At 53.4% G+C, this 26333-nt stretch carries 18 protein-coding genes; 4 read left to right on the top strand and 14 right to left on the bottom strand.

The annotated features are described in order from the left end of the window. Positions 1–466 precede the first annotated feature (466 nt). Both ACYX34_RS03820 and ACYX34_RS03825 read left to right on the top strand, forming a co-directional pair. A complete protein-coding gene (locus ACYX34_RS03820) occupies positions 467–2113 on the top strand; it encodes a sensor histidine kinase (protein ID WP_462075234.1) in 1647 nt (548 codons plus the stop codon). Continuing rightward, complete coding sequence (locus tag ACYX34_RS03825; RefSeq protein WP_462075235.1) at positions 2113–3525, top strand: sigma-54-dependent transcriptional regulator; 1413 nt, start codon at positions 2113–2115, stop codon at positions 3523–3525. Before ACYX34_RS03820 ends, ACYX34_RS03825 begins: the two co-directional genes overlap by 1 nt. A 26-nt stretch (positions 3526–3551) precedes the next feature. Here the strand turns inward: ACYX34_RS03825 and ACYX34_RS03830 are convergent, their stop codons facing one another. The 10 genes from ACYX34_RS03830 to ACYX34_RS03875 form a co-directional block, all read right to left on the bottom strand. Next, positions 3552–3908, bottom strand: coding sequence for a hypothetical protein (locus ACYX34_RS03830; protein WP_462075236.1), 357 nt, complete (start codon positions 3906–3908; stop codon positions 3552–3554). Next, a complete protein-coding gene (gene sthA, locus ACYX34_RS03835; RefSeq protein ID WP_462075237.1) occupies positions 3905–5335 on the bottom strand; it encodes a Si-specific NAD(P)(+) transhydrogenase in 1431 nt (476 codons plus the stop codon). The genes ACYX34_RS03830 and sthA overlap by 4 nt, the downstream gene beginning before the upstream one ends. 447 nt (positions 5336–5782) lie before the next feature. Beyond that, positions 5783–6340 (bottom strand): hypothetical protein, encoded by a 558-nt coding sequence (locus ACYX34_RS03840; RefSeq protein ID WP_462075238.1) that lies wholly within the window; start codon positions 6338–6340, stop codon positions 5783–5785. Between the two features lie 216 nt (positions 6341–6556). Then, positions 6557–6805: a DUF2934 domain-containing protein gene (locus ACYX34_RS03845; protein ID WP_462075239.1), complete on the bottom strand. Its 249-nt coding sequence runs from the start codon at positions 6803–6805 to the stop codon at positions 6557–6559. Positions 6806–6870: 65 nt separating this feature from the next. Next, positions 6871–7110 carry a hypothetical protein gene (locus ACYX34_RS03850; protein WP_462075240.1) on the bottom strand — a complete coding sequence of 80 codons (240 nt, stop codon included), beginning with the start codon at positions 7108–7110 and terminating at the stop codon, positions 6871–6873. A 618-nt stretch (positions 7111–7728) separates the two neighbouring features. Further along, positions 7729–8292 carry a glycosyltransferase family protein gene (locus tag ACYX34_RS03855; protein WP_462075241.1) on the bottom strand — a complete coding sequence of 188 codons (564 nt, stop codon included), beginning with the start codon at positions 8290–8292 and terminating at the stop codon, positions 7729–7731. Positions 8293–9857: 1565 nt separating this feature from the next. Continuing rightward, positions 9858–11240, bottom strand: coding sequence for a sigma-54-dependent transcriptional regulator (locus ACYX34_RS03860; RefSeq protein WP_462075242.1), 1383 nt, complete (start codon positions 11238–11240; stop codon positions 9858–9860). A gap of 3 nt (positions 11241–11243) precedes the next feature. After that, entirely contained in the window at positions 11244–13169 is a 1926-nt protein-coding gene (locus tag ACYX34_RS03865; RefSeq protein WP_462075243.1) for an ATP-binding protein, read from the bottom strand. A gap of 110 nt (positions 13170–13279) precedes the next feature. Next, the gene (locus ACYX34_RS03870) at positions 13280–14449 is read right to left on the bottom strand and encodes a sigma-54-dependent transcriptional regulator (RefSeq protein WP_462075244.1); all 1170 of its coding nucleotides are present in this window, start codon (positions 14447–14449) and stop codon (positions 13280–13282) included. A 245-nt stretch (positions 14450–14694) separates the two neighbouring features. After that, entirely contained in the window at positions 14695–16455 is a 1761-nt protein-coding gene (locus tag ACYX34_RS03875; RefSeq protein WP_462075245.1) for a SulP family inorganic anion transporter, read from the bottom strand. 1343 nt (positions 16456–17798) lie between these two features. On the opposite strand from ACYX34_RS03875, the gene ACYX34_RS03880 reads away from it, so the two are divergent. Together ACYX34_RS03880 and ACYX34_RS03885 are read left to right on the top strand one after the other, a co-directional pair. After that, positions 17799–18290 (top strand): hypothetical protein, encoded by a 492-nt coding sequence (locus ACYX34_RS03880; RefSeq protein WP_462075246.1) that lies wholly within the window; start codon positions 17799–17801, stop codon positions 18288–18290. Between the two features lie 189 nt (positions 18291–18479). Next, on the top strand, positions 18480–18785 hold the full coding sequence (locus ACYX34_RS03885) for a PG0541 family transporter-associated protein (RefSeq protein WP_462075247.1): 306 nt from the start codon (positions 18480–18482) through the stop codon (positions 18783–18785). 790 nt (positions 18786–19575) lie between these two features. On the opposite strand, the gene ACYX34_RS03890 is transcribed toward ACYX34_RS03885, so the two are convergent. The 4 genes from ACYX34_RS03890 to ACYX34_RS03905 all read right to left on the bottom strand — a co-directional run bounded on the left by ACYX34_RS03890 (position 19576) and on the right by ACYX34_RS03905 (position 26329). After that, positions 19576–20157, bottom strand: a complete 582-nt coding sequence (locus ACYX34_RS03890) for a Tll0287-like domain-containing protein (RefSeq protein ID WP_462075248.1) — start codon at positions 20155–20157, stop codon at positions 19576–19578. A 152-nt stretch (positions 20158–20309) separates the two neighbouring features. Next, positions 20310–21941, bottom strand: a complete 1632-nt coding sequence (locus ACYX34_RS03895; RefSeq protein ID WP_462075249.1) for an efflux transporter outer membrane subunit — start codon at positions 21939–21941, stop codon at positions 20310–20312. A gap of 28 nt (positions 21942–21969) precedes the next feature. Further along, positions 21970–23172, bottom strand: a complete 1203-nt coding sequence (locus tag ACYX34_RS03900; RefSeq protein ID WP_462075250.1) for an efflux RND transporter periplasmic adaptor subunit — start codon at positions 23170–23172, stop codon at positions 21970–21972. A 1-nt stretch (position 23173) separates the two neighbouring features. Beyond that, entirely contained in the window at positions 23174–26329 is a 3156-nt protein-coding gene (locus ACYX34_RS03905; RefSeq protein ID WP_462075251.1) for an efflux RND transporter permease subunit, read from the bottom strand. Positions 26330–26333 lie beyond the last annotated feature (4 nt).

Genomic DNA, 26333 nt, shown 5'->3' on the forward strand with positions numbered 1-26333 from the left:
AGCGCACTGCTAGTTATACTTCTATTTATTGAACACCTATAAACCTTGTGCAAAGCGTGCGATGTCGCACGAACTGAAGCGTGTTTGATTGGTCAAGCCGTTAGGTAATCGTAAAATGATCATTGAACTGAGAACAATGACCGTCCATCACCGTCAGGATCATGATTTGCAGGACTCGATCTTGTGGCATCCCTTATGAATACCCTGACTGAAGTCTCTAAGGAGCGTCCGCTAAACCACCGTCTTTGACTTACCACAATTGCGTGGAAGCGTAGTCCGGAGAGTTCTAGGTAGGATATGCATCACAGCATGCAGGCAGATCTCGTATTGTTTCTCATCGAGATGGTATCAGCATCCAAAAGAAATATCTTTGATCGAATGTTCATCCACAGCATTCCTTCACGCACTGCGTTGGGTTTCTCTTCTTGGTGTCCGCAATCAGCTGTGGTGCTCCTTGAACCATTCCATGAACCATATTCTCAAGGCGGCGAAGAGTAAGATGTTAGGGAGACGACTTAGATTCGACGGTATTATGGCTTGGTTCACGGTGACCGCAGCCATACTCCTTGGATTGTCCGTCGCCGGGATGGCGTTTCTCGAAGGCAAGGCTGTGGAGCAGGCCGCTGCACGCAATCGACAATCGGCATTTCTGCGGATCTCGGAGTTTGTGGGCGGAGTGATCGAACAGACTGGGGGATTTTATAATCTGCCTCAACTACAAGAACTCATCCAAGATGTTCGGGGGATTCGACCAGGAATTCATCGTCTGTCGGTATTTGAAATCACTCCTACGTCCAGCTCCCTCATTCTGAGTACTGATTCGAAGGCTGCGCCGCGAATGTTGGATCCAGAGGAACGCCATGAGGTCGAGCTAGGGCGTTCAGTTATGCAGCTGGACAAATCAGCCACAGAACGAGCGTGGCTCATTACGGTTCCCATTCGAATAGAAGGAAAAATCGTCGGCGCATTGCGCGGACTGTATTCGGCGAAAGAGTATGACGACCTGCTTACAAAAGAAAATGAGGTGGCAAAAGTATTTGGGATCGGCGCCGTTCTGGTAACTTCCTTGGTGTTCCTCTTGCTGATTCGAGCAAAGATTCATCAACCGATTCATCAATTGCTGTCCGCGATCGGAAACATTAAAGCTGAAGATCTCTCCCGGCACGTATCAGTGAACAGCCCAGTAGAAGTCCAGGAGGTGGCAGTACAGTTCAACCGCATGCTCGACCGCCTGAGGGAAGCAGGGTTAGAGAAAGATCACCTTGTGGACGAAATTCAGAATTTCAACCGTACGCTCCAGAACCGTGTTGGGGAAGCTACCGAGGAACTTCAACGAGCGAATCTGGAACTGGTTGAGGCAAGACTCTCAGCTGAACGAAGTCAGCGCCTGGCTGCGTTAGGAGAGTTGTCTGCAACAGTGGCTCATGAATTGGGCAACCCATTGAATGTGCTCTCAGGCCATCTGCAAATGCTCGCTCGTAGCGACCGCCCAACAACTAGAGAACGACACCTCTCAGTTATTCAGGCTGAAATTGATCGAATGGTTGGCATTATTAATCAGCTATTGGCCCAGACTCATGTGCATTTCCGACCTGCGCCGGTTGATCTAAATCGCTCAGTTCAAGATGTTCTCGCCCTGCTCTCACCAAATCTACGGAGAGTACGGGTCGTTCTCCATGCCGACTTACAAGCCGACCTTCCCCCGGTCTCCGGGGACCAACGAGCCTTGCACGGGTTGTGCTTCAATCTGATCACCAATGCCGTCCAAGCAATGCCATCCGGTGGCGAATTGACCGTCAGAACGTGCATGGCCTGTGGGGAGCATCCGTCAGGAAAAATCGTCTTGGGTGACCGAGTTAAGAACCACGGCCCGACGGTGCGGTTGATGATCGCGGACACGGGTATCGGAATCCCTCCTGAACTTCTTTCCCGAATCTGCGAGCCGTTCTTCACAACCAGACACGACCAAGGCGGAACAGGGCTGGGAATGGCGATCTGTCACCGTGTGGTGACAGACTGCGGAGGCAGACTTGCCGTGACCAGCGAAGTGGGATGGGGAACGGAGTTTGCAGTCGACATCCCACTATGGAATGCCGAGCGGGGGGAGAAGTGATGTTCTGGGCGAAGACGCATCCTTCGATCCTCGTCATTGATGATGACCGCCGGAATCGTGAAATGTTGGCTGAGGCGCTCAGTCAAGCTGGATTTGAGACCGACATCGTATCCGACGGCGTCGGTGCTTTAGACAAGGTCAAGCTGGTTCCATATGATGCCGTGTTGAGTGATATTTGCATGGCCCCGTTTTCAGGTTTGGACCTTCTCGATTCGCTTCGCAAGACCATGCCGGAGACGCCTGTTGTACTCTTGACCGCTTTCGGTTCGGTCGATACCGCCATTCAGGCCATGAAACAAGGTGCGTTCGATTACATGGTCAAGCCCGTCAATTTGGAAGAGCTCGTGCTGACCATGAGGCGAGCCGTAGAGCATAGACGTTTGATTGATGGCAATGGTGCACCTCAGCGTCCATCAAGTGAACAGCTCAAGACGGTTTCATTGATCGGACACAGTAAACCTATGGTCGACGTCTTCAAGCTGGTCGGGAAAGTCGCCAGCAGCCGAGCAGCCGTCCTCCTTCAAGGGGAGAGCGGAACCGGCAAGGAATTGATTGCCCGAGCGATTCATGATAACGGACCGCGGGCTATCCACAAGTTCGTCGCCGTCAACTGTAGCGCCATTCCCGATTCCTTGCTTGAAAGCGAGCTCTTCGGCCATACCAAGGGTTCATTTAGCGGTGCTCATGCCATGCGGCGTGGATTGCTGGAAGAGGCGTCCGGCGGCACGTTCTTTTTGGATGAAGTCGGAGATCTCTCTCCATCCGGGCAGGCAAAACTGCTCCGTGTTCTCCAAGAAGGAGAACTGCGAAGGGTCGGGAGCAACGAATCGGTGCCGGTGGACCTGCGGATCATTTCTGCGTCGCGCCGAAATCTTTCTGAACTGGTAGGGGCTGGTCGGTTTCGTGAAGACCTCTTGTATCGGCTGAACACGGTGACGATTCTATTACCGTCCCTTCGGGACCGGCCCGAGGACGTTCCACCGCTCGTCGAATACTTTCTTTTTCGGCACAGCAGTCATGGACACTTTCCCGTACCTTCCTTCTCGTCCAGCGCGATGCGCGCGCTGGAAAAGTATACATGGCCGGGGAATGTGCGTGAATTAGAGCATGTCGTCGAGCGAGCGGTCGCGTTGGCAACGCATGCGATCCTTTCGATCAATGATCTTCCACCGGAGGTCTTAAAGAACCACAGGGGCACAGCCGATCACCAAGACACTTTCCCCGGCACACTCAAGGCATTGCAGAGAGAACAAGTGCTGAAGATGCTGGAATCCACGCAGGGCAATAAGGAACGAACCGCGCGTTTACTCGGTATTAGTCGGCGGACATTGTATCGACTTCTCGATCGATACGGTTTTGGGAAGAATGGGCATTTCTCGAATACAGACACAACAGACACTACCGGTGCCTAGCCTACCTCATGCAGGGCCCAATACAGTTATTGGCTCGGATCGAGGTCGATCTCGCCTTCTGCTTCCTTGGCCTGCAGTTCCGCATAGGTGGCTAGCTCATGCAGCTGATGTGCGAAAAACTTCATCTGCTTTGCGAATTCGTCTGTCTCCGATCCAGGTTGTTTCTTCAAGACCAACTCTGCCTCGCGCTCTCGGTGCACGGCCATCGCATGGAGTTCTCGTGATTCCTCATGCCAGTAGAACATTCGGTCTGACGAATGCATCTGCAATGTCCTCTGCACTCCGAACGACGCCGTGGGATGTGCCGGTGTACTCGCCGTACACGCGTCAAGCAGCACGAGAGCCGCACACAGAGTGATGAGGCACAGTATTGTTGCCTTCATGTGGCCTCCTTCGGCATCCAGGACGCCGTCATGGCCAGTTTGTTGGACGCATTCAACGCTGCAACCTTGTAGCACTCAGCGAGGGTGGGGTAGTTGAAGACCGTCTCCAGAAAATAGTCGAGGCCGGCACCCAGTCCAAGCACCGCTTGGCCGATGTGAATCAATTCGGTTGCACCGGTACCGATGGCATGCACACCGAGCAGCCGGTGGGTGTCACGGCGGAACAGCAGTTTGACCAATCCGCTGTCGTCGCCGAGAATTTGGCCTCGGGCGATTTCCCGGTAGCGCGCCACTCCAGTCTCATACGGAACCTTCTGCGCCGTCAGTTCATGCTCGTGCGCGCCCACCATGGAGATTTCCGGGATCGAATAGATCCCCACGGGAAAATGAGCCGCCATGGGTTTCGACTCCACCCCGAAGGCCGAATGTGCGGCTAGACGGCCTTGTTCAGCCGACGTCGCGGCTAAGCTCGGATAGCCGATCACATCTCCGGCGGCCAGGATATGAGGCACGGCCGTTCTAAATTGGCTGTCGACGGTTACCAACCCTCGAGAATCGGCGGTCAACCCTGCGGCCGGAAGATTCAGCCGCGTCGTGGCGCCCTCGCGACCTGCCGAAAAGAGGACCAGGTCGGAGACGATCACTTTGCCGGATTCCAAATGGATGACCACCTCACGGGGAGGGCCTTCGCGGAGTTCCAGCCGCTCCACGGCCTCGCCAAGCCGAAAGGTGACCTCGTGACTCCTCAGCTGATGCATGAGTTCGTCTACAATTTCCCCGTCGATAAATTCCAGGGGGCGGTCTCGTTTATCGATGACAGTGACATCCAACTGCAACGCCGCGAACATGGAAGCATACTCGATGCCGATCACTCCGGCCCCCACAACCGCCATCCGTCGTGGAAGATGCTTCAGGTGTTTGATCTGGGCGCTCGTCAGCACAAGCTCACCATCTGCGCTCACGCCCCGAGGGATGACCGGTTGGGTGCCCACCGCGAGCAGAATCTTGTCGGCTGTCACAGTCCGCGTCTCGGTCGGCGTGGTCACCAACACGGTATGAGGGCCGGTGAACGTCGCTTCTCCGCGGAGCAAGAGCACCTCGTTCCGCCATAGCTGGGCTTCCACCACTTGCGCTTCCCGTTGGATCACGGCGCCCACACGCCGCATGAGTTGATCCGCGGTGGGACGACTGTTCAGATGTTGACCGACATGCTCGTCAAACCGGTGATCCTCTGCGATGAACGAGAGGACGGCTTCACGGAAGGTCTTGCTGGGGATGGTCCCGGTCGCGACGCAGACTCCACCCACGATCGGCCACCGCTCGACGACCGCCACACGCTTTCCAAATTTTGCTGCCTGAATCGCGGCTCGTTGGCCTGACGGCCCGCTACCGATACAGAGCAAATCAAAGTCATAGTCCTGGGGCATCAGTTCCTCTCATTCTGACGGACCACTGGGCAGAGAGTGACTCGTCGATGCCGAACAACACATTTGGTTCGGTCGCTGTGGGTATCGAGGACTCGACCACAGTTGCTTGCTTGGTTCCCCACCTCACCGAAGGATATGGGTCCCTTCTCGAGTCGTCAGGCCATGCTGTAGTAACCTGTACCCTTGTCACGCCGAGACAAGCGGCGATCCCCGGATCGCCTTGAAGGGTTATCTGTTTTATGTGAAGGGTCAAGCCACTAACCCCATGCATGACGTCGCCCTCATCATCCTGGCGATCTCCTCCGCCTCGATGGGATTGATGAAGGTGCCGCTCATCCTCCGACAACGATGAAAGATCGCAGAGCATGAGCTCAACCTTGCTCGATGCTGTTGAGGGGGCATTTTTATCAGCAACCCTTGTTGCGTATACTGATACCCAGCGCAGCATCAATCCTTCTCAAGACAGAACGTCCGCTCTTCCAACGGATAATAGCCACTTCCACTTTCATAGGGAAAATTGGCGATCTCTCTTCCCTCTGTCTTCCAAATGTGAAGACACTGGGCAACGACATGAGGCTTGTTTACGAAGACTCCCTCGCCTTCCACGAGTTTGACACCTGCTGTCTTCCCGATCGCAATAAGACGATTGCCTGGGTATAGCCAACTGGCATTCAGGGTCTGGTTGAAAGAAATGGCAAAGGTAAAGGGTGGGGCATGCGTGGCGGCAGCAGAAGGGCCATAGCTGGGATGTGCGACGATCGTCTGCTCCTCAACAAGCATGACGACACCGTCCGGTTTCTGAATGGCGATGAGGATCGCTCCACCCAATTTCACTTTGTGAGAGGCGACGTCGACGGTGGAGGCAGGAGAGGTGTGTGCCTTCCAGGCGTTGACATCAGCGCTGTCCGACGGTTCGCCCCCCCTCAGTACTTCCGGTGAAAAGAGCGGTGGGGTCAAGCAGGCTCCCAACCATACCCACATCGCAAATAGGCCCATGATCCGCATGGGTGACCCTCCTTTTTTCTCCATGACACAGAAACGGAATGGTCATTTCTACCTGAGCGTAGGTGACCGGGGATTGAGCAGGAACCGTTTGCACCTTTCGGACGAGATCCTGCACCACGATATGAGCATCCGTCAGCCTGAGCGGCACTCGGAAGAACCCCCCGTACAGTTTTTGCGCCCCGCTCCTCCCGATACAGTCAAGAGACCCGTCGGCAGTTAGGGCGAGCTGATGCGGCCGAGGATCTCTCGTTCCGCATCCAGCCAATCATCTACGGCACAGCCGTCACGGTGCCCCCGCTGAACATAGAGCTCATAAGCCCGTATCGTGATCTGTGCCTGAAGATCTCCGTGGTCCCTTTCCTGGTCAACTCCTTCTCCAACCTCGTAAGTGTCTGTCCCGACTCTTGCTGGAGCAGAAGCTTGTGCACACTTGGCGATTTCGTGGCGAGTCGTTTTTAGATTCATGCTGTCTTGCCTCCTTCCATGTCTCGTAGCAAATCGGCCCAAGAGGTTTCGTCGTGGCGACATCCTCATACTCCGACGTGACGGTGCCCTGCCGCTTCTAGGATGTTCGAAAGGTGAATCGTGTAGATACCTGGGACTTTAGGGATCAGGTTGATAATTCCCTCTCGACTCAGCTGATCAATAATAAGAAACACTTGATTCCAGGTGAGATGTGGACATTCCAGGACAATATCATCGAGCGCGCTGTTCGGAGATCCCACGATGACATCGAGAACCCGCTGGGTATTCATGTCGAGCGCCTTCATACCGCCTCCTCCCTGCTACAGATTTCTTACTGCCTGCTTCACGACACTCTCCCTTCACTGTCTCACCGCAACTATCCATCAGTGGACAACAACCCCCTTATTGTGGTTTCAAGACAGAAGATTCTGTGTTCCGGAGTGTAATAGCCTATGAATCCTATCCACGGAACATAGCGAAGCACCGTCGTTTTGGTTTTCCAAATGCGAAGACTTTGCACAGTGCGGTGGCGGTAGCACGTTCAAACTACCGTCAATCAATTCAGGGCTGAGTCTGTCCGTTGTTCCGACCACCGCAAGCTCATTCCAGGCCCCCAACATACTGGGCTCGAGCAAGCCTTTGAAGATGATCGCAGCGGAAGTACAAAGAACCTCCTCTCCCGACCTGCCAGGACTGAAGTCGCAAAATTGATTTAAGAATTGGTGTGATACATCTCCTCGATAAAGTCTCCTTCGCGTGCATCGCCTAACATCCGTTGGAATACAGTAAACCAGACAACCAGACGGGGCACACGTTTTCGCACCAGATCCATGAGCGTTGTCGCTCGCACAGCGAGGACCATCGTATTCCATAGTCACCTATCCCTCATCAATTGCTCTGCTCAGGCGCGCGGAGTGTTCTCACTAAACCGTTCGATCTGGCGAATCGTCGAGGGTCCTCCGTGTTCCGCGACCCTCCCCGGCTTGATCCACCCACACTCCGGGTCCGGGCGATCGGGTTTCACCGTCAGGAGAAATGGGACTCTCCACCCTCATGTCCGCTGCAAACTTCGTCGCCGTGGTGACTACGCCCATGAAACGATCGTTGGTCAATACGAAGTGGTCAGCAGGCAGAATGGTCACCAATGCGTCCTGGTCTTTCCGGAGGATGTGGCGCAGCGGCAACAGAATGTCGGGCGCAGTCTCGCGGTCGGCCGGTTGAAGCAACACCCTGCCGGGGGGCGACGTACCGAGAGTCTGAAACGGGTAGGACTCGTGATGAGCCGTGCCGCTGGCGATGAGGCGCTCGGGTGGAATCAGAAGTCGTGCCCGCTTGATCGGATACTCCAACAGAGAGCACCGACCCACAAAGGCACAGAATTGGTTCGGTATAGGACGTCCGAACCGCTCACGGGCAAACCCTTTTAGGCGCTCTCTTTCCTCTCCAGCCAAGGTGATGTCCCCAAATGCTTCCCCCCTCACACCCATGACCACCTCCGTACGGTGTCATCCTGAGTTGGTTGGATGGCCGATCGCCTCAACCCGACTTACATCCGAACAGCGATCTTGCGGGATGGAGCTATGCTCGGCAGTCCTGGTTCCAACCGGTTGAGACGGATCACCATATCCTCCACGTTCCCACAATTGATGCATCGCACTTGCCATGATGCACGAAACGCGTTCAACGTTGTCATGCCAGAAAGGGATTCAACGGCCATGAGCCCCCTACAACGCCCACACATCACGGGTCCTATTTCTGACACGGGCCGACTCCCATTATTCTGTTTATTGTAGTTGGTTATGGATTGAACGCACTCTCGTACCTGTACGAAACTCCTCAGTCGGCTGCGCAGCTGACTGATCGCCCAAAGAATTGATCAGGATCGTCACGCTCAACTTGGTCTGCAAGCGAGCTCCATAACCTTTCCCCCGATAATAGACTCGAATTCCTTTTGCTTCTTTTTTTGTTCTTTCGGCTGCATACACTCGACAGCATGTACTGCATTTCCTCGGCTCGACACTTCAGGATATCTACCTTGGTCGCTTCCGCATAACTACCCGAACATTTCTAGTGATTCTCGAACTCTTCTCTGACGCACTAATACTCTGGATAGTTGGAAGCACCTCCTCGGTGTCACCCGCCATCGCACATCCTAACGGTAGACTTGCTTTCATGGTTTCTACGTATAGAAGCCACTTGTGAGCGTTCCGTGACCATCCCTTCCGTCGCTGGATACGATCGCAGTCCCCGTTAGCCTGGCTTGACGATGGCCCCACAAGCCAACAATGAAATCACCATCAAGATGAGAAACAGGGCCTTCGCAACGTAATGCATGATTTCCGTCATCTAGGCCGACAGCCTAGTTCCCGCCACCCAGTTCGATTTCTTCACCAAAATGGTTACCCGTAGAATATGACTCGTATCTCTAATTCCTCTGCACCTATCTGAATCTAGCGGCGACTCAACTGCCCCCTCCGCCATTCACATTATCACCGCGGATACCCTCCTGAATTTCCGAAGTATCTTTATACCGTGAACATAGCAAGCACGATGCCATCAGAACGATCGATCGGCTGCTATTTACCAGGCACTGTTGTTCAAGAGATTCGCCGAATGATCAGTTTTGATCTGGGAGACAATCTGGCAGAATTTCGTGACAGTCTGACATAGTATGCCACACAAGCACATGCAACCCTTAGAAGTGAACCGAGGGAGCTACAATAGGAAGGCTCAACAGCACAGCTGTCATGAAAATACTTTGCCCTGTTTTAGACGGGGTAAGGGCCCGCAGCAATCGATGCTAGACGATCGATACTGCAAAACACCTGACACTGTGAGAGCTGAAGGCAGGTTTTCCGTGACGGATGGTACGGCGTGGTCTAAATCCGCGTGATACGGTCTTGAACGGATGGCCTGCCTTGTATTTGGATTGAATCGTGATCGCTCGGTGACTCGATGACTCGCCGATGGGTGGGCTTCACAAAAATCCCTCCCGAATTGATGACCAAATAGTACGGGTAAAGAAGTGCGCGCGAGACCACTGCTCGCTCGTTCAGCTGTACTTCTTTAGTCGTCGATCCAGTGAAAATCTGGTCAGTCCGAGTTGTTTGGCCGCAAGACTCTTGTTGTAGTCTGCAAGTCGCAATGTTTCTTCGATAATCGACTCCTCGATTTGCTCGAGCGTTTGTTTCCCGACATGCATTTCGATGCGGATGAGCCGTTCTTCCCCGACCGATACGGAGGTGGTCGTCTGTTTAATTGTATCGTGCAGTTCACGAGGCAGGTAATCGACGGTCAACACTTGACCGGCGCAAAAAATCATCGCCCGTTCGATAATGTTTTCAAGTTCCCGAATATTCCCCGGGTAATGATAGCGCTCTAAGATCAACCGGGTTGCAGGGTCAAGTTCCGGAACCGGCTTGCCGAACTCGTGCGCGAATCGCATCATAGTCCGCTGGCAGAGGGGGATAATGTCTTCCACTCGTTTGCGAAGAGGCGGGATCTCAAACGTGACGACATTAAGACGAAAATAGAGATCTTCCCGAAAGACCCCTCGCTCCACATCTTTCTTGATCTCACGATTGGTCGCCGTAATCAGGCGAAAATCCACGCCCAGGTCGTCGGTGCTTCCCAGCCGTCTGAACGAGCGCTCCTGAATTACTCGCAGCAATTTGGCCTGCATCGACAAATCCAAGTCACCGATTTCATCGAGGAACAGGGTGCCCCCTTCCGCCTTCTCGAGGAGACCCAATTTGCGTTGATTGGCGCCGGTGAAAGCTCCCCGCTCGTATCCGAACAACTCGCTTTCGAAGAGATCTTTTGGAATGGCGGTGCAATTGACCCCTACAAAGGGTCCGGCTGCTCTTGGTCCATTATGATGGATGACCCGCGCCAGAAACTCTTTCCCTGTTCCGGTTTCACCGAGCAACATGACGGAGGACTTTGGATTCTCGGCTACTCCGTGAACCTGCTCCAGTAAGTGCTTCATCATGGAGCTGTGCGCCTCGAGATTACTTAGATGAAACTGATTGGCTTGACCACTAAGTTCAGCCTCCAAACGACGCCGAAGCGTCAACATATCGATCGCACGACCAGTGACGGCATCAAGCCCCTCAAGGTCGACGCTCTTGATCAAGAAGTCATAGGCCCCCAACTTCATCGCTTCGACGGCATCCTGCACTGATCCATAGGCCGTCAACATGATGACCAAAGCGGAAGGAGCCATGTGACGGATATGCTTGAGTGCATCAAGGCCGCTCATGCCAGGCATCTTGAGATCAAGCAGCACAAGATCAGGGTGCGTATGCTGAAGCGCCTCCATCAAGGCCTCGCCGGATTCATACCCGACGGCGGCATGTCCTTGCCTGGCTAGACGCTTGATGATCGCCGTACGAATGACATGCTCGTCATCTGTCACAAATACCGTTGCGCGCATTGATCAACCCTTCGTTGAGACCGGTTCTTGCTCAAGTGGCATCCAAATACCAAGGATCGTCCCCTTGCCAACCTCACTACTGGCATAGATGTCTCCTCCATGAGCCTCTATGATATTCTTGCAAATTGCGAGCCCCAATCCTGTCCCATTGCGTTTCCCGGACGTGACGAACGGTTGAAATATCTGGCCGATCAGTTCAGGAGCAATCCCATGCCCAGCATCTTTTACTTGAATCATGATACCTGGCCGCTCTTCACGGAATAATTCATCGGCCGTAATCTGAATGGGAGGCCCTCCGTCGGAGGTTGCCTCCAATGCGTTGTGCACGACGTTCAGAAGCACTTGCCTCAGTTGGTCACGGTCCGCATGAATTTCGTTGATCATGGCTGAGACGTCAGTCTTGAGAGCGAGGTGCCTCTGATCCAACTGAACCTTCAGCAACTTCGTCACCTCTTCAACCAATTTGGTCAGGTCAACGCGAGTCGGCGCGATTCGGCGAACCCGGGCAAAGTCCACGATTTCATTGACGATGCGATCCAACCGGCGCGTTTCCGACAAGATAACTTCAACCTCCTTCCGCTTCACATCGGACGGCTCGAAGTCATCCAACAGCACTTTGGCCGTTGACCCAATCCCGACCAAAGGGTTTCTGAGCTCATGCGCGATACCTGCCGCAACCTGCCCCAATGTCGCCAAGTTTTCCGCTCGACTTAGTCGAACCTGCAGGCTTTCGAGAGCCGTGATATCAATGTTGAAGCCCACATAGACGATATCTGACGATTCCAAATCCATGATGGGGACGTGCCGACTTAAGATCTTTCGTACATTGCCGTCGTCATGGACAAACCGGAAAATTGTTTCACAGGGGCGCCCTTCGGCCACGGCCTGAGAAAAGGTCATCAGGACGCGGTTACGGTCGGCAGGATGAATGCGTTGGAGGAATGTAGCGGGTGCAACTTCCTTGTCGGGATCAAGTCCGGCTAACTGTTGATTATATCGATTGCTAAAGGTGACCTTCACACCTTTCGTAATGACAATACCGACAGGGGCATGGTCCACCAATCCTCGATACTTTGCTTCCGAGGCCGACAAGGAGGCATTCAATTTCTTGAGGGTATACTCCGAATGCTGGAGCTCTTCGACATCTTGGCGGATTCGTGAGCTCATCGCACCCATCACTCGTGTCAGTTCCCCAATCTCGTCTTTACGCTCAAGCGCGGGAATGTTCGGAATCGATTCGCCGGTCTCAGAGCCCACAGCCTTCGAGAGATCTACCAGGGGAGCCGCAATTGATTGGGCAATGGCCGCAAGGCCCAGAGTGATGAGCGCGAGAGTTACAACCCCGCCGGTCAATATGATGAAGATCGTTCGGATCTGATCATAGTTGAGCGCGGACAGCTCCTGTTGCGTCGTTTGATGTTCCATTTCCTCAAAACGTTTCATCCAATTGCGAATATCAACCATGATGTCTCGGCTTTTCCCCCCTTGAATATACCGAACAGCCTCCGTCGGGGATCCAGCCTTAATCGCTTCAACGAATCGCTCCTTCTCCGCAACCGATTTGGTAACGGCTTTCTGCAGTTCTCTGAATTGCTGGTCCTCCTCTCGTGGAAGTTTGCCGGACAGTTCTCTCTCGAACGCAAGCAGCGTCGCTTGTCTTTGCTTAAACCCTTCGAAGTAATTTTCGTGCCCGGTAATGGCGTATCCGAGAAATGCCGTTTCCAGGTCGGCCACTGAGCGCATGTACTGCGCCGCCGTCTTCTGAAGGAGATAGCGCTCATTCAGGCGTTCTTCATCGTGGAAAAATGTGAGGACGTCCATCGAGAGCATCGCGCCCAAGAGGAGAAGAAAGAGCAGTGGAACCGCAGGGATGAGCAGGAGCTTGGGAAGAATCGGAAGGTTGTTGAGAAACTTGTAAAGAGTTTGCATCTGCTTGACCATTCTGCCGTCACAGGTCTATACCTATGATCGTGTAACCGAATCCTCTCGCAGATCACGTGCCAGTGAAGTCTCGCGAATCGCGCCGCAACCGTCAACCCTTAAAAAGCCCCAGGAAGATCCCCCGGCGTCAAGGTTCGGCCCACACACAACATCATCGCCCGTTCTATCATGTTTTGGAGTTCACGCACATTCCCAGGAAACGGATACTGGTGAAGGGTCTTCACGGCTCTCGGATCGATGTCAGTGACCTCCTTTCCGAGTTCCAAACCATACTTCGTCATAAACAGTTTGGTGAGCGGTATGATATCCTCTGTACGATTTCTGAGCGGCGGTACCACGAATGGGACGACGTTGAGACGATAAAAGAGATCCTCTCGAAATCGGCCTGCCGCTACTTCTGCCTTGAGGTCCCGATAGGACGACGCAATGACGCGAAAATCTCCGACGATATCCTCAGTTCCACCCAGTCTCCTATAAGATTGATCCTGCACAATTCCAACGACTTTTCCCTGCATGGACAAGTCAAGATCCCCGATTTCATCAATAAAGAGGGTGCCGGTATCCACTTGGTCCAGTAGGCCCAGCTTCCGCCGTTCCGCCCCGGCGAAAGCCCCACGTTCGTATCCGAATAGGTCCCGCTCGAATCGCTGAGGAGAGAGCGTGGTACAACTGATCTTCACGAACGGACCTTTCCCGCGCGTGCTACTATGGTGAATGACTTTGGCTAAATACTCTTTTCCAGTTCCGGTCTCTCCCATTAATAGAACAGGTACGTTGGGTAATTGCATGAGATGCTGAAGTTGCCCGACCACCGCCTTCATTGCGGGACTGTCCGCTATAAGGTCACCTAAGTTGTATGGTTCTGCCTGATGTTGCTGGTCATAGAATATTCGTCGTCGTAAGTGAATATGTTCGACCGCCCGCGTGACCACCCGTTCCACATCATCCAAATCAATGGTCTTGATGAGAAAATCGAACGCGCCGAGCTTCATTGCTTCGACCGCATCCTCGACTGTCCCATAAGCCGTCAACAGAACAACGAGCGATTCCCGTGTCTTTGATCGAAGCGCTTCCAGAACTTGGATGCCATCCAACCCGGGCATTTTGAGATCCAGAAGGATCAGGTCCGGAGGATCTTCCTCAACAGCCGCAAGGAGTTCCTCCCCGGATTGGAAGGCCCGCACTCGATGTTGCATGCGAGAGAGCAGTTTCTCGAGCGCAGCTCGGAAGGCAGGCTGATCATCGACGACGAAAATACTGGCCTGCATCAGGTGATGCTCCTTCTCAAGGATAAGCGGCTGGTGGGTGGTAAGGGCGCGCGTTTCTCTCTCGTTCCCAAGACTGAGCGTTGCAAGTTTGGGGAGGGGCATCTCTCTGCTCGGGTAAATCCCGTCTCGTTATCCGAGTGGATATCCATTACGTCGGTGGCGCTCCCGCGAGTACCACAGATTCTTCGGCGACTTCTGTTTCACGACGGATGAGGCCGAAACTTTTCACGATCGCCGTCGCCGTCTCACACATACGCCATGCTGTCATGCATCTGATTCACTCGATAGGCCAGGGCATGCTTGGAATGCGCGACAAATCGTTCATTACCCAAAATGACGCACCGATGGCCCGCCTCGTGACAACGCTCCCTGAAATAATACACATACTCCATAGCCGTATGGTCAACGACATATCCTCGAAAAATGAGGAGAAATGTGTGTTGTGCCTGGCTCTGTGCCAGGAGAAGCTCGAGTCGCTCCTCAAGTTTCATGACATTCATGCAGCTGACCGATGAGAGGTAAATCTTGTACGGATGTTTCATATGCCCTCCTGATTCCGTCACGACGGGCAAGGTTTCCAGCCCGACACGACCATCCCCGATGCGAATGACGGGATCGCGGAATAGTTCTTTAATGGAGGCCAGGAGGGCAGACGGGAGGGTTTCGTTTTGTGCGGCACGGAATCGTGGATCGAGGGTCAAGCCCATCAATACGTCGCGACACAGGAGGACAATCTTCGCCACAACTCCGAGCAACAGGCCCAACAAGAGATTGGAAGTGGCGATGGTTCCTATCACACAGGCTCCGGCAATCAGAATCTGCTCTCTCCCAATCGTCCATAAACGTATGACGACCACCGGAGCACATAGTCGCCAGCCAACAAAAATGAGCAACGCCGCCAAGACGGTGACAGGGATCCGATTGATCAGTTCGGTCCCAAACCATAGGAACAGGGCCATAAATGCGGCATAGTACGCGTTAGCCCACAGCGTTCTCCCACCAACAACGATGTTGGCCGTGCTCTTTATTCCCCCAGGTATGATCATAAGCCCGCCGGCAAGACCTGAGAGCATGGTAGACACGCCCACGGTTCGCAGCGTGACATTGGGATCCGACCTCCTCTTGAAGGGATCAATCTTATCGATCGCACGGATCGTTGCAAGTGACTCAGTGGCATTGATCAGCGTCAGAATGGTGACCGTCGTGAAGAGCCCAAACCACAATTCGGACCGTGCCAAGACGGCGGTGAAATCAGGGAAGTGAACCCCCTGGGTCAGGATATCAGTCGGGACAGAGATGAGATTCTCATTGGGGATATGCAGCACCCATCCGGCCACTACCCCCCATATGACGACGAGCAAGGGCGATTGGGTTCTGAGCCATGGATACTTATTCAGGATTGGGCTGTTGAGGATGAACAGAATGATGAGGCCGATGAGACCGATGCTAAACACGTCGATGTTAAGGTCTAGGATTTGCTCGGGTAGTCGGCGGAAGGCTTCCGAGATGTCTCTCGTATAATAGAAGCCTGAGTGGCCAAGAAATGCGGGAAGTTGTTGGATGATAATCAATACGCCGATAGCCATCAACATCCCTTGCAGCACGGAACTCGGGAAATACATTGCGAGACGACCGATGTCGTATCTGCTCAACAACACCTGGATTGCTCCGGAGAGGCAGACGGCCACGAGAAAGAGCGGATAGCCCGTGTCCACATTTCCTTGTCCCAGGACAAACATACCGGCCAGAGATGCCGGCGCCAAGCCCACGGCTGGCCCACCAATCGTCACATACGTGCCCCCAAGCAGCGGAAACGCGAAGCCTGCAATGATGGCCGACATCACCGCCGCGACGGGAGGGGCTCCGGAAGCGAGTGCGATACCGAGTGATAGTGGAAGCGCCAATAATGAGACCTGTAACCCTGCGAGGAGATCATGACGCCAGTATTTCAGCCCACGAACCCCGTTTGGCGGTTTTTCGTCTCTCGAAGGTTGGATCTTATCCAATGGACTATTTCTCCCATGTATGAGGCAACACGTGAAGCTCCTCCACTCCGTCTGAGACTGTCCATTATCGTTTAGGAGAACATATGAACTTTCCTTTCACTGCATTGAAGTACAGCTCAACAACAATGGAACCTCATGACGTGGAAATAAATCCCCACTTTCTTTTACAAAAGCATATGTAATGCCAGGATGTGCTTTCCCTACCCATGTGACCCCGTCCTTGAGCCGATCAGTACCTGCCTTTAATTCTGGGGGTCCGCGCTGACTTCGTAGCTGTCACGATCGCTCAGGGATTTGGTCATAATCATGAATATACGAGATCGTGCGGAATGGCATAGAGCGATATGCGCGAATACACCCATATGAAAGACTGTGGTCATAGTCCTATATATCCAACAGCTGATCTATTTCCCCGGTAACACTTTGAAAAACTGCACTTTGATACATGGGCACGACACATACCTTGGATCGACCTTGATAAACATGAGCATTGTATACAAAGCAGACTCTCATCATAGTGGTCTAATCGTCTCACATTCTATCCCTATAACTAGGGGTATCCCCTATTTCTGTTTAAATTTGCGCTGAGTGCGGCTTGATTATGAGCGGAATTGAGGGTGATTTTAAGAACTCGCTGCCAACATAGCTGCAAACTGGCTTCTGATAACGATTCCTCACAATAGGGGAGCTCCTACTCTGTAGGTCCAAGATTAAGAATCAGGAGTTATGCTGGGCAGGCCCGTGATTAATTACCCTCATGCAATTGCAATGGTACTACAGCTGACCATGCGCCTGGCACCGGACAGAGTACCCATTCAACCGACACATGAACGGTTAGATGGTTCGAATAAATCGAAAAGAGAGCGATGTCGCACTGTACGCACAGTGCGAATTGAGATTGAAGTGAAATGATGCGGTTTTAGTCAAGGCGAATTTATTCTGAGTTTATACAGCCGACCACACTCTCTCTTTTCCAATCAGTGTGATCCATGACGATAAACTATACGGTACAGCGGCTCGCTTCTTGCTCCTAATCCTTTCAATACCGGGGCTCGCGAGAGGAAATAAAAGTAATAGGTCGTCCGACCTCCCCTGGCAGACGATCCCTGGAACAGAACTTCGCCCACACGGTGTGAGCAATTTTCTGAGGAAGGAGTAGGTCTACCATGCTATGGCTCAGCGCTAAAACAGAACCCAGAGGTCGAATACAAACAAGATTGAATATCGGCAGAATTGTGTTCGTTCCGCTCCTTCTCATATTAATTGTTGTGGTGGGATGTGCCGCTGTGCTCTCACCAATGAAGCCTGGGACAAACGATTCAATCAAATCTGATGAGGGTGTGGTGCTCGGTCGTATCCAGCTGACCGACAGTACCGGCGCAGCATTCCAGTCTCCGAAGCAACCGTTTCGCACGTCGTTTCATATGCAGTGGAGACTAAAGGAACAGGTGTTAGGAAAGGAGTACGTGATTGACCCTCTTCCCAACGAAGGACCGTTCGTGGTGAAACTGCCGACCGGCTCTTATGAACTCACCGTGTTGAGTTTTGATACCGCATTGGGTATCTGGCAGGCCTTCTTACCAACGACGTTTACGGTAAGTTCGCAGGCCTGTACCTACCTCGGCACATGGGAACTTCGCACAAAGGCAGGCTTCTTTGATGGATCCATCGTTCGCCATGTTGTTGATCAGCCTGCTCTTGCCGAGAGCGACCTCCAAACCTTTATGAATGGTCGACTGGGCAATCCGATGGTAACCCAGCTGAGCCCCTCCACAGCCAGCCCGTTGTTATTGACGTTCAGAACGCAAGGAACGGAGTTGACCTCACCACCATAATGGACTGTTGGATTTCAGCAACCTCCGCTCTGGTGTGGGTGATCGTACAGATTATGATGAAAAGAGGTGTGGCACCCCTGGCTGTGTCTGGATCTAAATTTCAAATTGCTTCAGATTTCACAGTGAGATGGGTCCATTGATTGGAGCAAGTCATAACGGAATTCACTTTCAAGAGGACAAGGACTATTTATGGTTGCACTATTAATCGTGTATCGTTCGTCAATGACCAGTGATCTGGAAGAAATGATGCGTAAAAGTGGTATTGAGCATTATACTGTCATCGAGAATGCTACTGGGAAAGGACAGACAGGGAGCGTGGTCGGGTCATTCTTTTATCCTGGAAGAAACTCCATCATCTTCTCCGTACTCCCGGATACGCAAGTTGACCAGACCATCAGCAGCTTGAAGACGTTTCACGCCGAGCGGCTACAGAATACACAAGGGCGACCGATTCCCTTCAAGCTGTTTTCCTTTCCTTGTCGAGAAGTGATTTGAAGCTCGCGAGAGTGGACCTGTTGTTGACTGTCCTGCTAACGTTCAAGCTATGCTGGGTATATCACGCAACTGCATGATGCCATAGTTGCAAAGGCGCTGTTCGCCCCTTCTTTTGCGTTCCCCTAATCCCAGTGGAGCCTTCACCATGCAAGCAGCTTCGGCATCCTCCACTGGGATACCTCCGGTATTCTCGAGCCATAACCCAGACTATCTGGGTCCCGGTGATATACATTCTTCATGACTGTTCGCGGCGAATTTGTTCAGCTGCGTCGTGACACCGTGTCGGGCAAATACGCCTCAGAGCTCCGCATGCAGTCTAGGAGCTGAGAGGTACCCTCGCTGGCCGCTGGCTTGGCGTAACAGCGGATCGACAATCGCACCAGCAAAACGCTCACGAATGGAGACCCTACTGCACCGATAGACTTCGTGCCCATGGTGCAAGACATACTTCTGCCACGATTTCTTTCGACTCTTGCTCCGTAGGATTACCTTGGTCGTCCTCAAGAAGGAAGGGCGGTATGCGTGTAAAGGGGTTGCTCCTTTTTCTCAACGGCGTCGAAAGATCCAAGTTCATAAAACCCATGGCCAACGATCATGACCCCTCAGTTGGTGATTTCTGCTGCTGTATCGCCTATTGCCCCGACCGTTACAATTCCTATCTAAACTCATTCTGGTTGTCGAGCGAGACAGCAGTACCGAGCTGATTCCATGAAAATCCTGACAGCTTTGCAGGACGGACAGATACTATCCCCCCTCTACAAGGATGAAGAGGGGGTGTCTGACGTGCGAATTACCGATTTTCGACGGGGAATTCGATGATCAAGCCACCCATAATATCGCCAACCTGGAAATCTTTTTTCGGACTGTTTGGATGACTATTGTGACAGGAAACACAAGCCTGACTGGCAGCGATGTCGGGATAAATCGCACGAAAATACGTTTGATCCTCAATTTTGATGATTCGAGAGACCGGGCGTTCCGGTCGCATGCTCAGACTCTCCAGGCTACTCTTGTCTACTTGATCACGAGGAGCATTTTTTACATTGATAGGCCACTGACTGATCAACTGATATCGAAGGCCGCTGAATTTCGCGGAAAACTTTTGGCTGGTTTCGTTGATGACTTGAACCGGCAATGGAATGGTCTTCTTTTGGGTCGTCCAGTCCCCACCCGCTTTTGCCACTCCCTGCTCCTCCAACAGTTGGACGACATGAGTCGTGTAGAAGGCACGGTGACTTTGGACCACAGCATACACATAGTCTGCAACGGCTTCAGGAGCCACACTTGGGACATCAGCTGCGTAGCCTCTCGTCGGGAAGCCAGACACACCAAGCACTGCAAGGAAACTGATGACTGTGGTCCACTTCATCATGTCCTCTTCCGGCTCAAGAAATAGGGTTTCTGGAGCACATGCACGTTATGGGTAATTTGCCGTTACCTCATTCATTCCTTGTGTAACCACTTGGGCAAAGCCGGCGCAGTTCTCGTACTCGGCATGCTCCACCCGACGAAGGCGATGACCACTCACGGCTTGGGAGACTTCGTGAGGTCATGGAATGGTTTTGCCGCTTCACCAACATTGACATCGATTCCCCCTACAGGCTTTGGCTTATCGAGGTCGGAGTATTGGAACAGACCGAACGGCTGAATCTGATCGTCGGCCGGCAGTTGATCCCGATTCCATCCTCCACCAAATGCACGGACGAGCTCGACGGAAGACTTCAGCAGTTCCGTCTTGACTTCCACTGAGCTGATGCGAGCCTCCAGCGTGGCAAGCTGAGCATAAATCACTTCCAAACTATTGGCCAATCCGCCTCGATAAAGTTGCATGGTGAGATTCTGTGTTTTGAAATTCGCTCCCACGGCTGCATCCTGCCGATCTGCCGCGACCGTCAATCGGTTCGTCAGCGACAAGTTGTTCGCAACCTCTCGAAAAGCTTTTAAGACCGTCATACGGTAGAGATCCTCTGTTTCACGATAGGCGGACCAAGACTGTTGCAATTGGGCTCGACGATACCCACTCTGGAATAATGGCAGCTCAAACGCCGCTCCATAGGACCAGAAACTGTTGGCAATTTTAATTAAATCTAGCCCCTTCTCTTCAAATCCTCCGCTGAGGCGGAACGAAACATTGGGGAAAAAGGCTGCTCTCGCAATGCCAATGATGCGGTTCGCTTCCGCCATCCGTCGCTCCATCATAGCGATATCCGGTCGACGCTCCAGCAGGGTAGAAGGGAGTGCGCTTGGCATTCCGAACTTGGCAACCCGAAGCTCATCTACTGATTCAAGCTTGAAACTATCCGGCGTCAAATTGATCAGGACGGCAATGGCCTGTTCGGCGACCTGGCGTTGACCTTCTATTCTCGCCAATCGTGACTCAGTTCCGTACAGCAAAGATTCCACACGAGCCACGTCAAGGGCCGAGGCGATCTTACCGGAAAACTGTGTTTTGACGACATCGAGCGTGTTTTTGTAGAGATCAATTGACTGCTTATAGATCGCCGTCTGTGCATCGAAACCACGGACGGTAAAGTAATTTGCCGCGATCTCGGCTTGCAGACTCAGCCTCGCAAGGCCATATTCCGCCGCGCGTTCCTCAGCGCGGTAGATCTCAGCTTGGGCAGCATTGCGGAGACGCGACCAAAAATCAGGCTCCCAGGATGCGATACCTCCTGGTTCCACGGTGCTTGACTGAAGCGGGCTGTTCTCCGGACGGAAGAGCCGATCGAAGGATTGCCTATTGTGAGAAGCCCCCATCTCGAGACTGAGTCGCGGGAAATACTCGGACCGCGCCGCCATCATGATATCCCGAGCCTGGACAAACCGTTCCGCCGCTGCCTGCAGATCAGGGTTGGCCGCCATGGCCTGGTCAATGAGTCGATCGAGCACCGGATCGTCATACAGTTTCCACCAATCCGGACGAAGGACTTCATCGGATGGTTTTGCCACGACAAAGGGACTCGCCCCCTGCCAAGAATCAGGAACGACGTATTGGGGCGGCTCATACTTCGGTGCAAGGTTGACGGCCGGGAACCAGCCGCAAGCTGGCAGGCTCAAAATTGCCAGCAAGACAGTACTGCCCCATAACCGTGAGAATCGGGCGCATGTTTGGGGCTGTTCGTTGGCAAACCAGTGGCGATAACTTTGGTTTTTCATAAGATAGCTGCCGTTATGTTGTTGAGAGTCAGTGTTTTGAGTCAGTCGATTCCGCTGCCTTGGTTTGCGTACCGACGATGTCATAGCCGGCCACCGCCGTGACGACTCGCACCTTGTCGCCTTCAAGCAAGGCAGCGCTTGGATTGTTGACGATCCGATCGTTCCCGGTGAGTCCCTCGGACACTTCGATGAAATTGTCGTAGATCTTGGCAACCGTGATCGGCTTGAAGTGTAGCCGATCGTCGTCGACCACCACGGCTACTTGGGTGCCGTGCTCTTGGAACACCAACGCACTCGTCGGTATGGTCATGACTTTTCGATCGACCGGAGCGGTCAGATGAACACTGGCATAGGACCCTGGCCAGAGTGCTCGATCCTTATTGTCGATGGTGAATACTGTCACCGCCGTGCGTGTGTTCACGTCAAACCCTTTCGCAACCGTCAGAAACTTGAAATTAAAATGACGATTGGGGATTTGAGGGACCGTCACATCAGCCGCTAGACCAGTGGTGAGAAATGGGCCGAACGCTTCGGGTACGTTCACGAAGAGGCGTAATTTATCGACCTCCGCCACCGTAAAGAGGTTGTTCTTGGAATCGGTCCCGCTGAGATTCCCCTCCTTGCTCACCAAGTCACCGACATTGATGTTTCGCTGAGTCACGACTCCGTCGAACGGGGCCGTGATCTTCTTAAAGCCGATGAAGGCTTCGATGTTCTTCACTTTTTGCTCAGCCGCCTTCACCTTCGCGGCCGCAGCCTGAGCCTCTGCAAGCTGAACGGAGATCGCCTGCTCCGAAAGTGCTTGGTGCTCCCTCATGGCGACATAGCGTTGTGCGGTCAGTTGAGCCAGCGCGTTCATGGCACGCTCGGATTCCAGATCAGCATGAGCCTGTTTATACTCGGCGTCGAGGTCCGGCGTGGTAATTTCAGCCAGGACGTCGCCTTTCTTCACGATGTCTCCATAGTCCTTGTACCAAGCCTTCACATACCCTTCGACACGCGCGTAAATAGGCGCTTCAAACCAACCGACGATATTCCCTGGGAGCGTAATCGACTCATTCGGGTCTACCACCTTGGCCCGAGTGAGGGCCACCGGAGTAATGGCCGTTTCTACTGCACTCTTCTGAAGGGCAACCGCCTCGTGTTGGCCTTCATTGATGCGGTAAAACAGTATGGCAAGAAACGCGATGATGACCAGAATCAGAATGACTTTTCCACCTAACTTATTCATATCAGGCATGCTCCTTTTGGAGAACCGTTCGTCGGTGATAAATGATGGCATAGATACAGGGCACGAAAAACAGAGTGAACAGCGTCGCGACTGTCAATCCTCCCATGACGGCTCGACCCAGCGGTGCGTTCTGGGAATTGGCCATGGCCATCGGGAGCATGCCGAAAATCATCGCGGCAGCGGTCATCAGCACTGGGCGGATACGGCCCTTCCCCGCCTCGACCGCAGCTCGCAACGCATCACCGTGAACGGCAAGCCGTTCGCGTGCGTAGGCGACGAGCAGAATGGAATTCGCAGTAGCCGTCCCCATCGTCATGATCGCCCCGGTCAAGGCCGGCACGGAAATATATGTGTGAGTCACGAATAGCGACCATGCGATACCCGCAAACGCACCGACCAAGGCCGTGACGATAATGAAGGGGTCGAGCCAGGATTGGAAATTGACGACGATCAAGAGATACACCAACACAATCGCAATAATGAGACCGCCGCCCAGTTCGACAAACGCGTCGTGCATGACCTCCGCTTGGCCATGAACTTCCACTTCCGCACCGCGCGGCAGGTCGGCCTTCATGCTCTCTGCAATATGTTTCACATCCTCCAGAACCCCGCCGAGATCTCGTCCCTCCGCCGAGATCAACACATCAATCATGGGCAGGAGATTCCGATGTGTCACGACTCCGGGCGTGCCGATTAAGGACAGCTTGGTGACATTGCCGAGCAAATGCAGCTTCGCCTCCCCACCGTCTGACGCCTCCCGTTCTTCTGGAGCTACCGGAATGGTCTGGAGATCTCCGATGCTCGCCAGCTGTGGCTGAGGGGTATAGACATTGAGCCGATAGGACTGTTGGGTCGAGCGATCAAGCCAGTATTTCTGATCGATCTGCTGGCTACCGGCTGTCGCCAGGAGCATATTGAACCCGAAATCTCGTTGGCTCAGATTCAGGCCAAGCGCGAATCTTCGATCGCCTTCGACCAAAATGGTGGGCTGAAACATCGTCTGATAGATATATACGTCGGCAGCTCCGGGAATTTGCCGGAATTTGCCGGCCAATTTTTGGGCGTACTCGTAATTGGCATAGAGATCAGGACCGTTGATCTGCAAGTCGATCGGCGCGAGGGAACCAAAGTTGAGAATCTTATCGCTCAAGTCTGCCGGCTGGAACGTGAACTCCGTTCCAGGGTAGCGCTCGGACAGGCCTTTCCGAAGCCGGTTCCGAATATCCCAGACCGGTGACTTTTCATCCCTCAGCGTGATGGTGAGATCGCAATCCTGAGTACCGATCGTCGGCGTGGGAATGAAGGCGAGGTTGTGGGCCCCAACGGGGAGGCCGCAATTGCTGACGACCGCATCCACATTACCCGGCAGCATTTCCCGAATGTCGTTCGAGACGAGCGAAGCCACCCGGCCTGCGGCCTCGATGCGTAGGCCGAGCGGCGCCCGCATGTGCATCTGCAACAATCCCCCTTTGATCTGGGGGAAAAACTCCTGCCCTTCGAAAGCAAACAACACAAGAGATACCAGTGAGACCACCATGGAGATCGCAACGAAGCCCACTCGATGAGCCACCGCCTGTTCAAGCAGCGCGGTATATCGATCACGGAATCGCTCGAATGCCTCTTGGAATCCATGCTGAAAGCGTGCAAACACCCCGCCCTCAGGCCCAGTTGCATGGTGAGCCTTCAACACATATTTCGCCATAGTCGGGACAAGCGTGTAGGTCAGGATAAATGAAGCCAGCATCGCGAAGACAACGGCTTCGGCCATAGCCGGGAAGATCCAGCCGGCGATACCGGTCAAATGAAAGAGCGGAACCCAGACAATAGTGATCGCAAGCGTGGCTACAAACGTTGGAAGAATGATCTGATTGGCGGCGTCGATAATCGCCTCCTCCAACGGCTTCCCCATCGCCAGGTGCGTATCGATATTTTCGATCATGACGGCCGCATTATCGACGAGAATGCCGACAGCCAGCGCGAGCCCACCGAGTGTCATGATATTGATCGATTGCTCGAGGAGGTGGAGACAGATAATGGAACTGAGAATGGAGAGCGGGATCGAGGTCAGCACGATGACCGTGGGACGCCATGAACCGAGCATGAGTAACACAATAAATCCGACGAGGGCCGCGGCAATAACCATTTCATGGACGACGTCGGCAATGGCATCCCTCACGAACACCGACGAATCGCTGAGGAGACTTACTTTCACATCGGCCGGCACCACCTCCTGAATACGCGGAATCATTTTTCTGATACCGTCGACGATGTCGATCGTCGACGCTTCGCTGCTTTTCATGACGACGACAATGACCGCCTGCTTTCCGTCGACCAGCACGGAGTTCGTTTGGACCCGCCCAGCCAGACGGACCGTGGCAACGTCGCGCAGATGGATGAAGGAGTTCCCTTCCCGCTTAATCGGGATATCGTCGAACTCTTCGATCTTGAGCGGAGAGGCGTTCGTCAGCACCAGCCAATCGGTCTCCTTGATCTTCATGTCCCCGCCTGGGAGCACGAGATTCTGCTTCTCGATCGCTTGGTGCACATCCTCCGTGGTGAGGTGCCGAGCCCGCAGTTTGTCCTGATCAACATTGATCATGACCTGCATGTCCTGGCCGCCGTACGGATGCGGCAGGATCGCACCGGGAATTGTGACGAGCATGGGGCGAATGCGCATGACACAGAGATTGTAGAGTTCTGCCGGCGTCTCCACTTCAGACTCGACTTGCAAGACGGCGACCGGCACTTGTGAGGGGAACAGTCGCATCACCATGGGCGCAGCGACATCCGGCGGGAGCGCTTTCACCGAGGTTTGTGAGATGCCCACAATGTCGGCCTCGCTCCCGGCAAGGTCGACTCCGTCTTGGAGAAAGATGTTAATAATGGAGTGTCCGAAGTAGGAGGTACTGACAATAGTTTTGATGCCTTCAACTGTCTGAGTCAGCATCTGCTCGAACACGCGTGTGACCCGTCCCTCTGTTTCCTGCGGCATCAACCCATCATAGAGCCAGACGACCGAACTCACGGGCATCTGGATATTGGGGAAGACGTCCGTCGGAGCATGGATCACGGTCATAACCCCAAACACGACAATAAGGATGGCAAGAACCACGAAGGTATAGGGTTTTTTTAAGGCAACTTGTACCAGTTTATTCATACGG

The organism is Nitrospira sp. CMX1, from assembly GCF_054902215.1.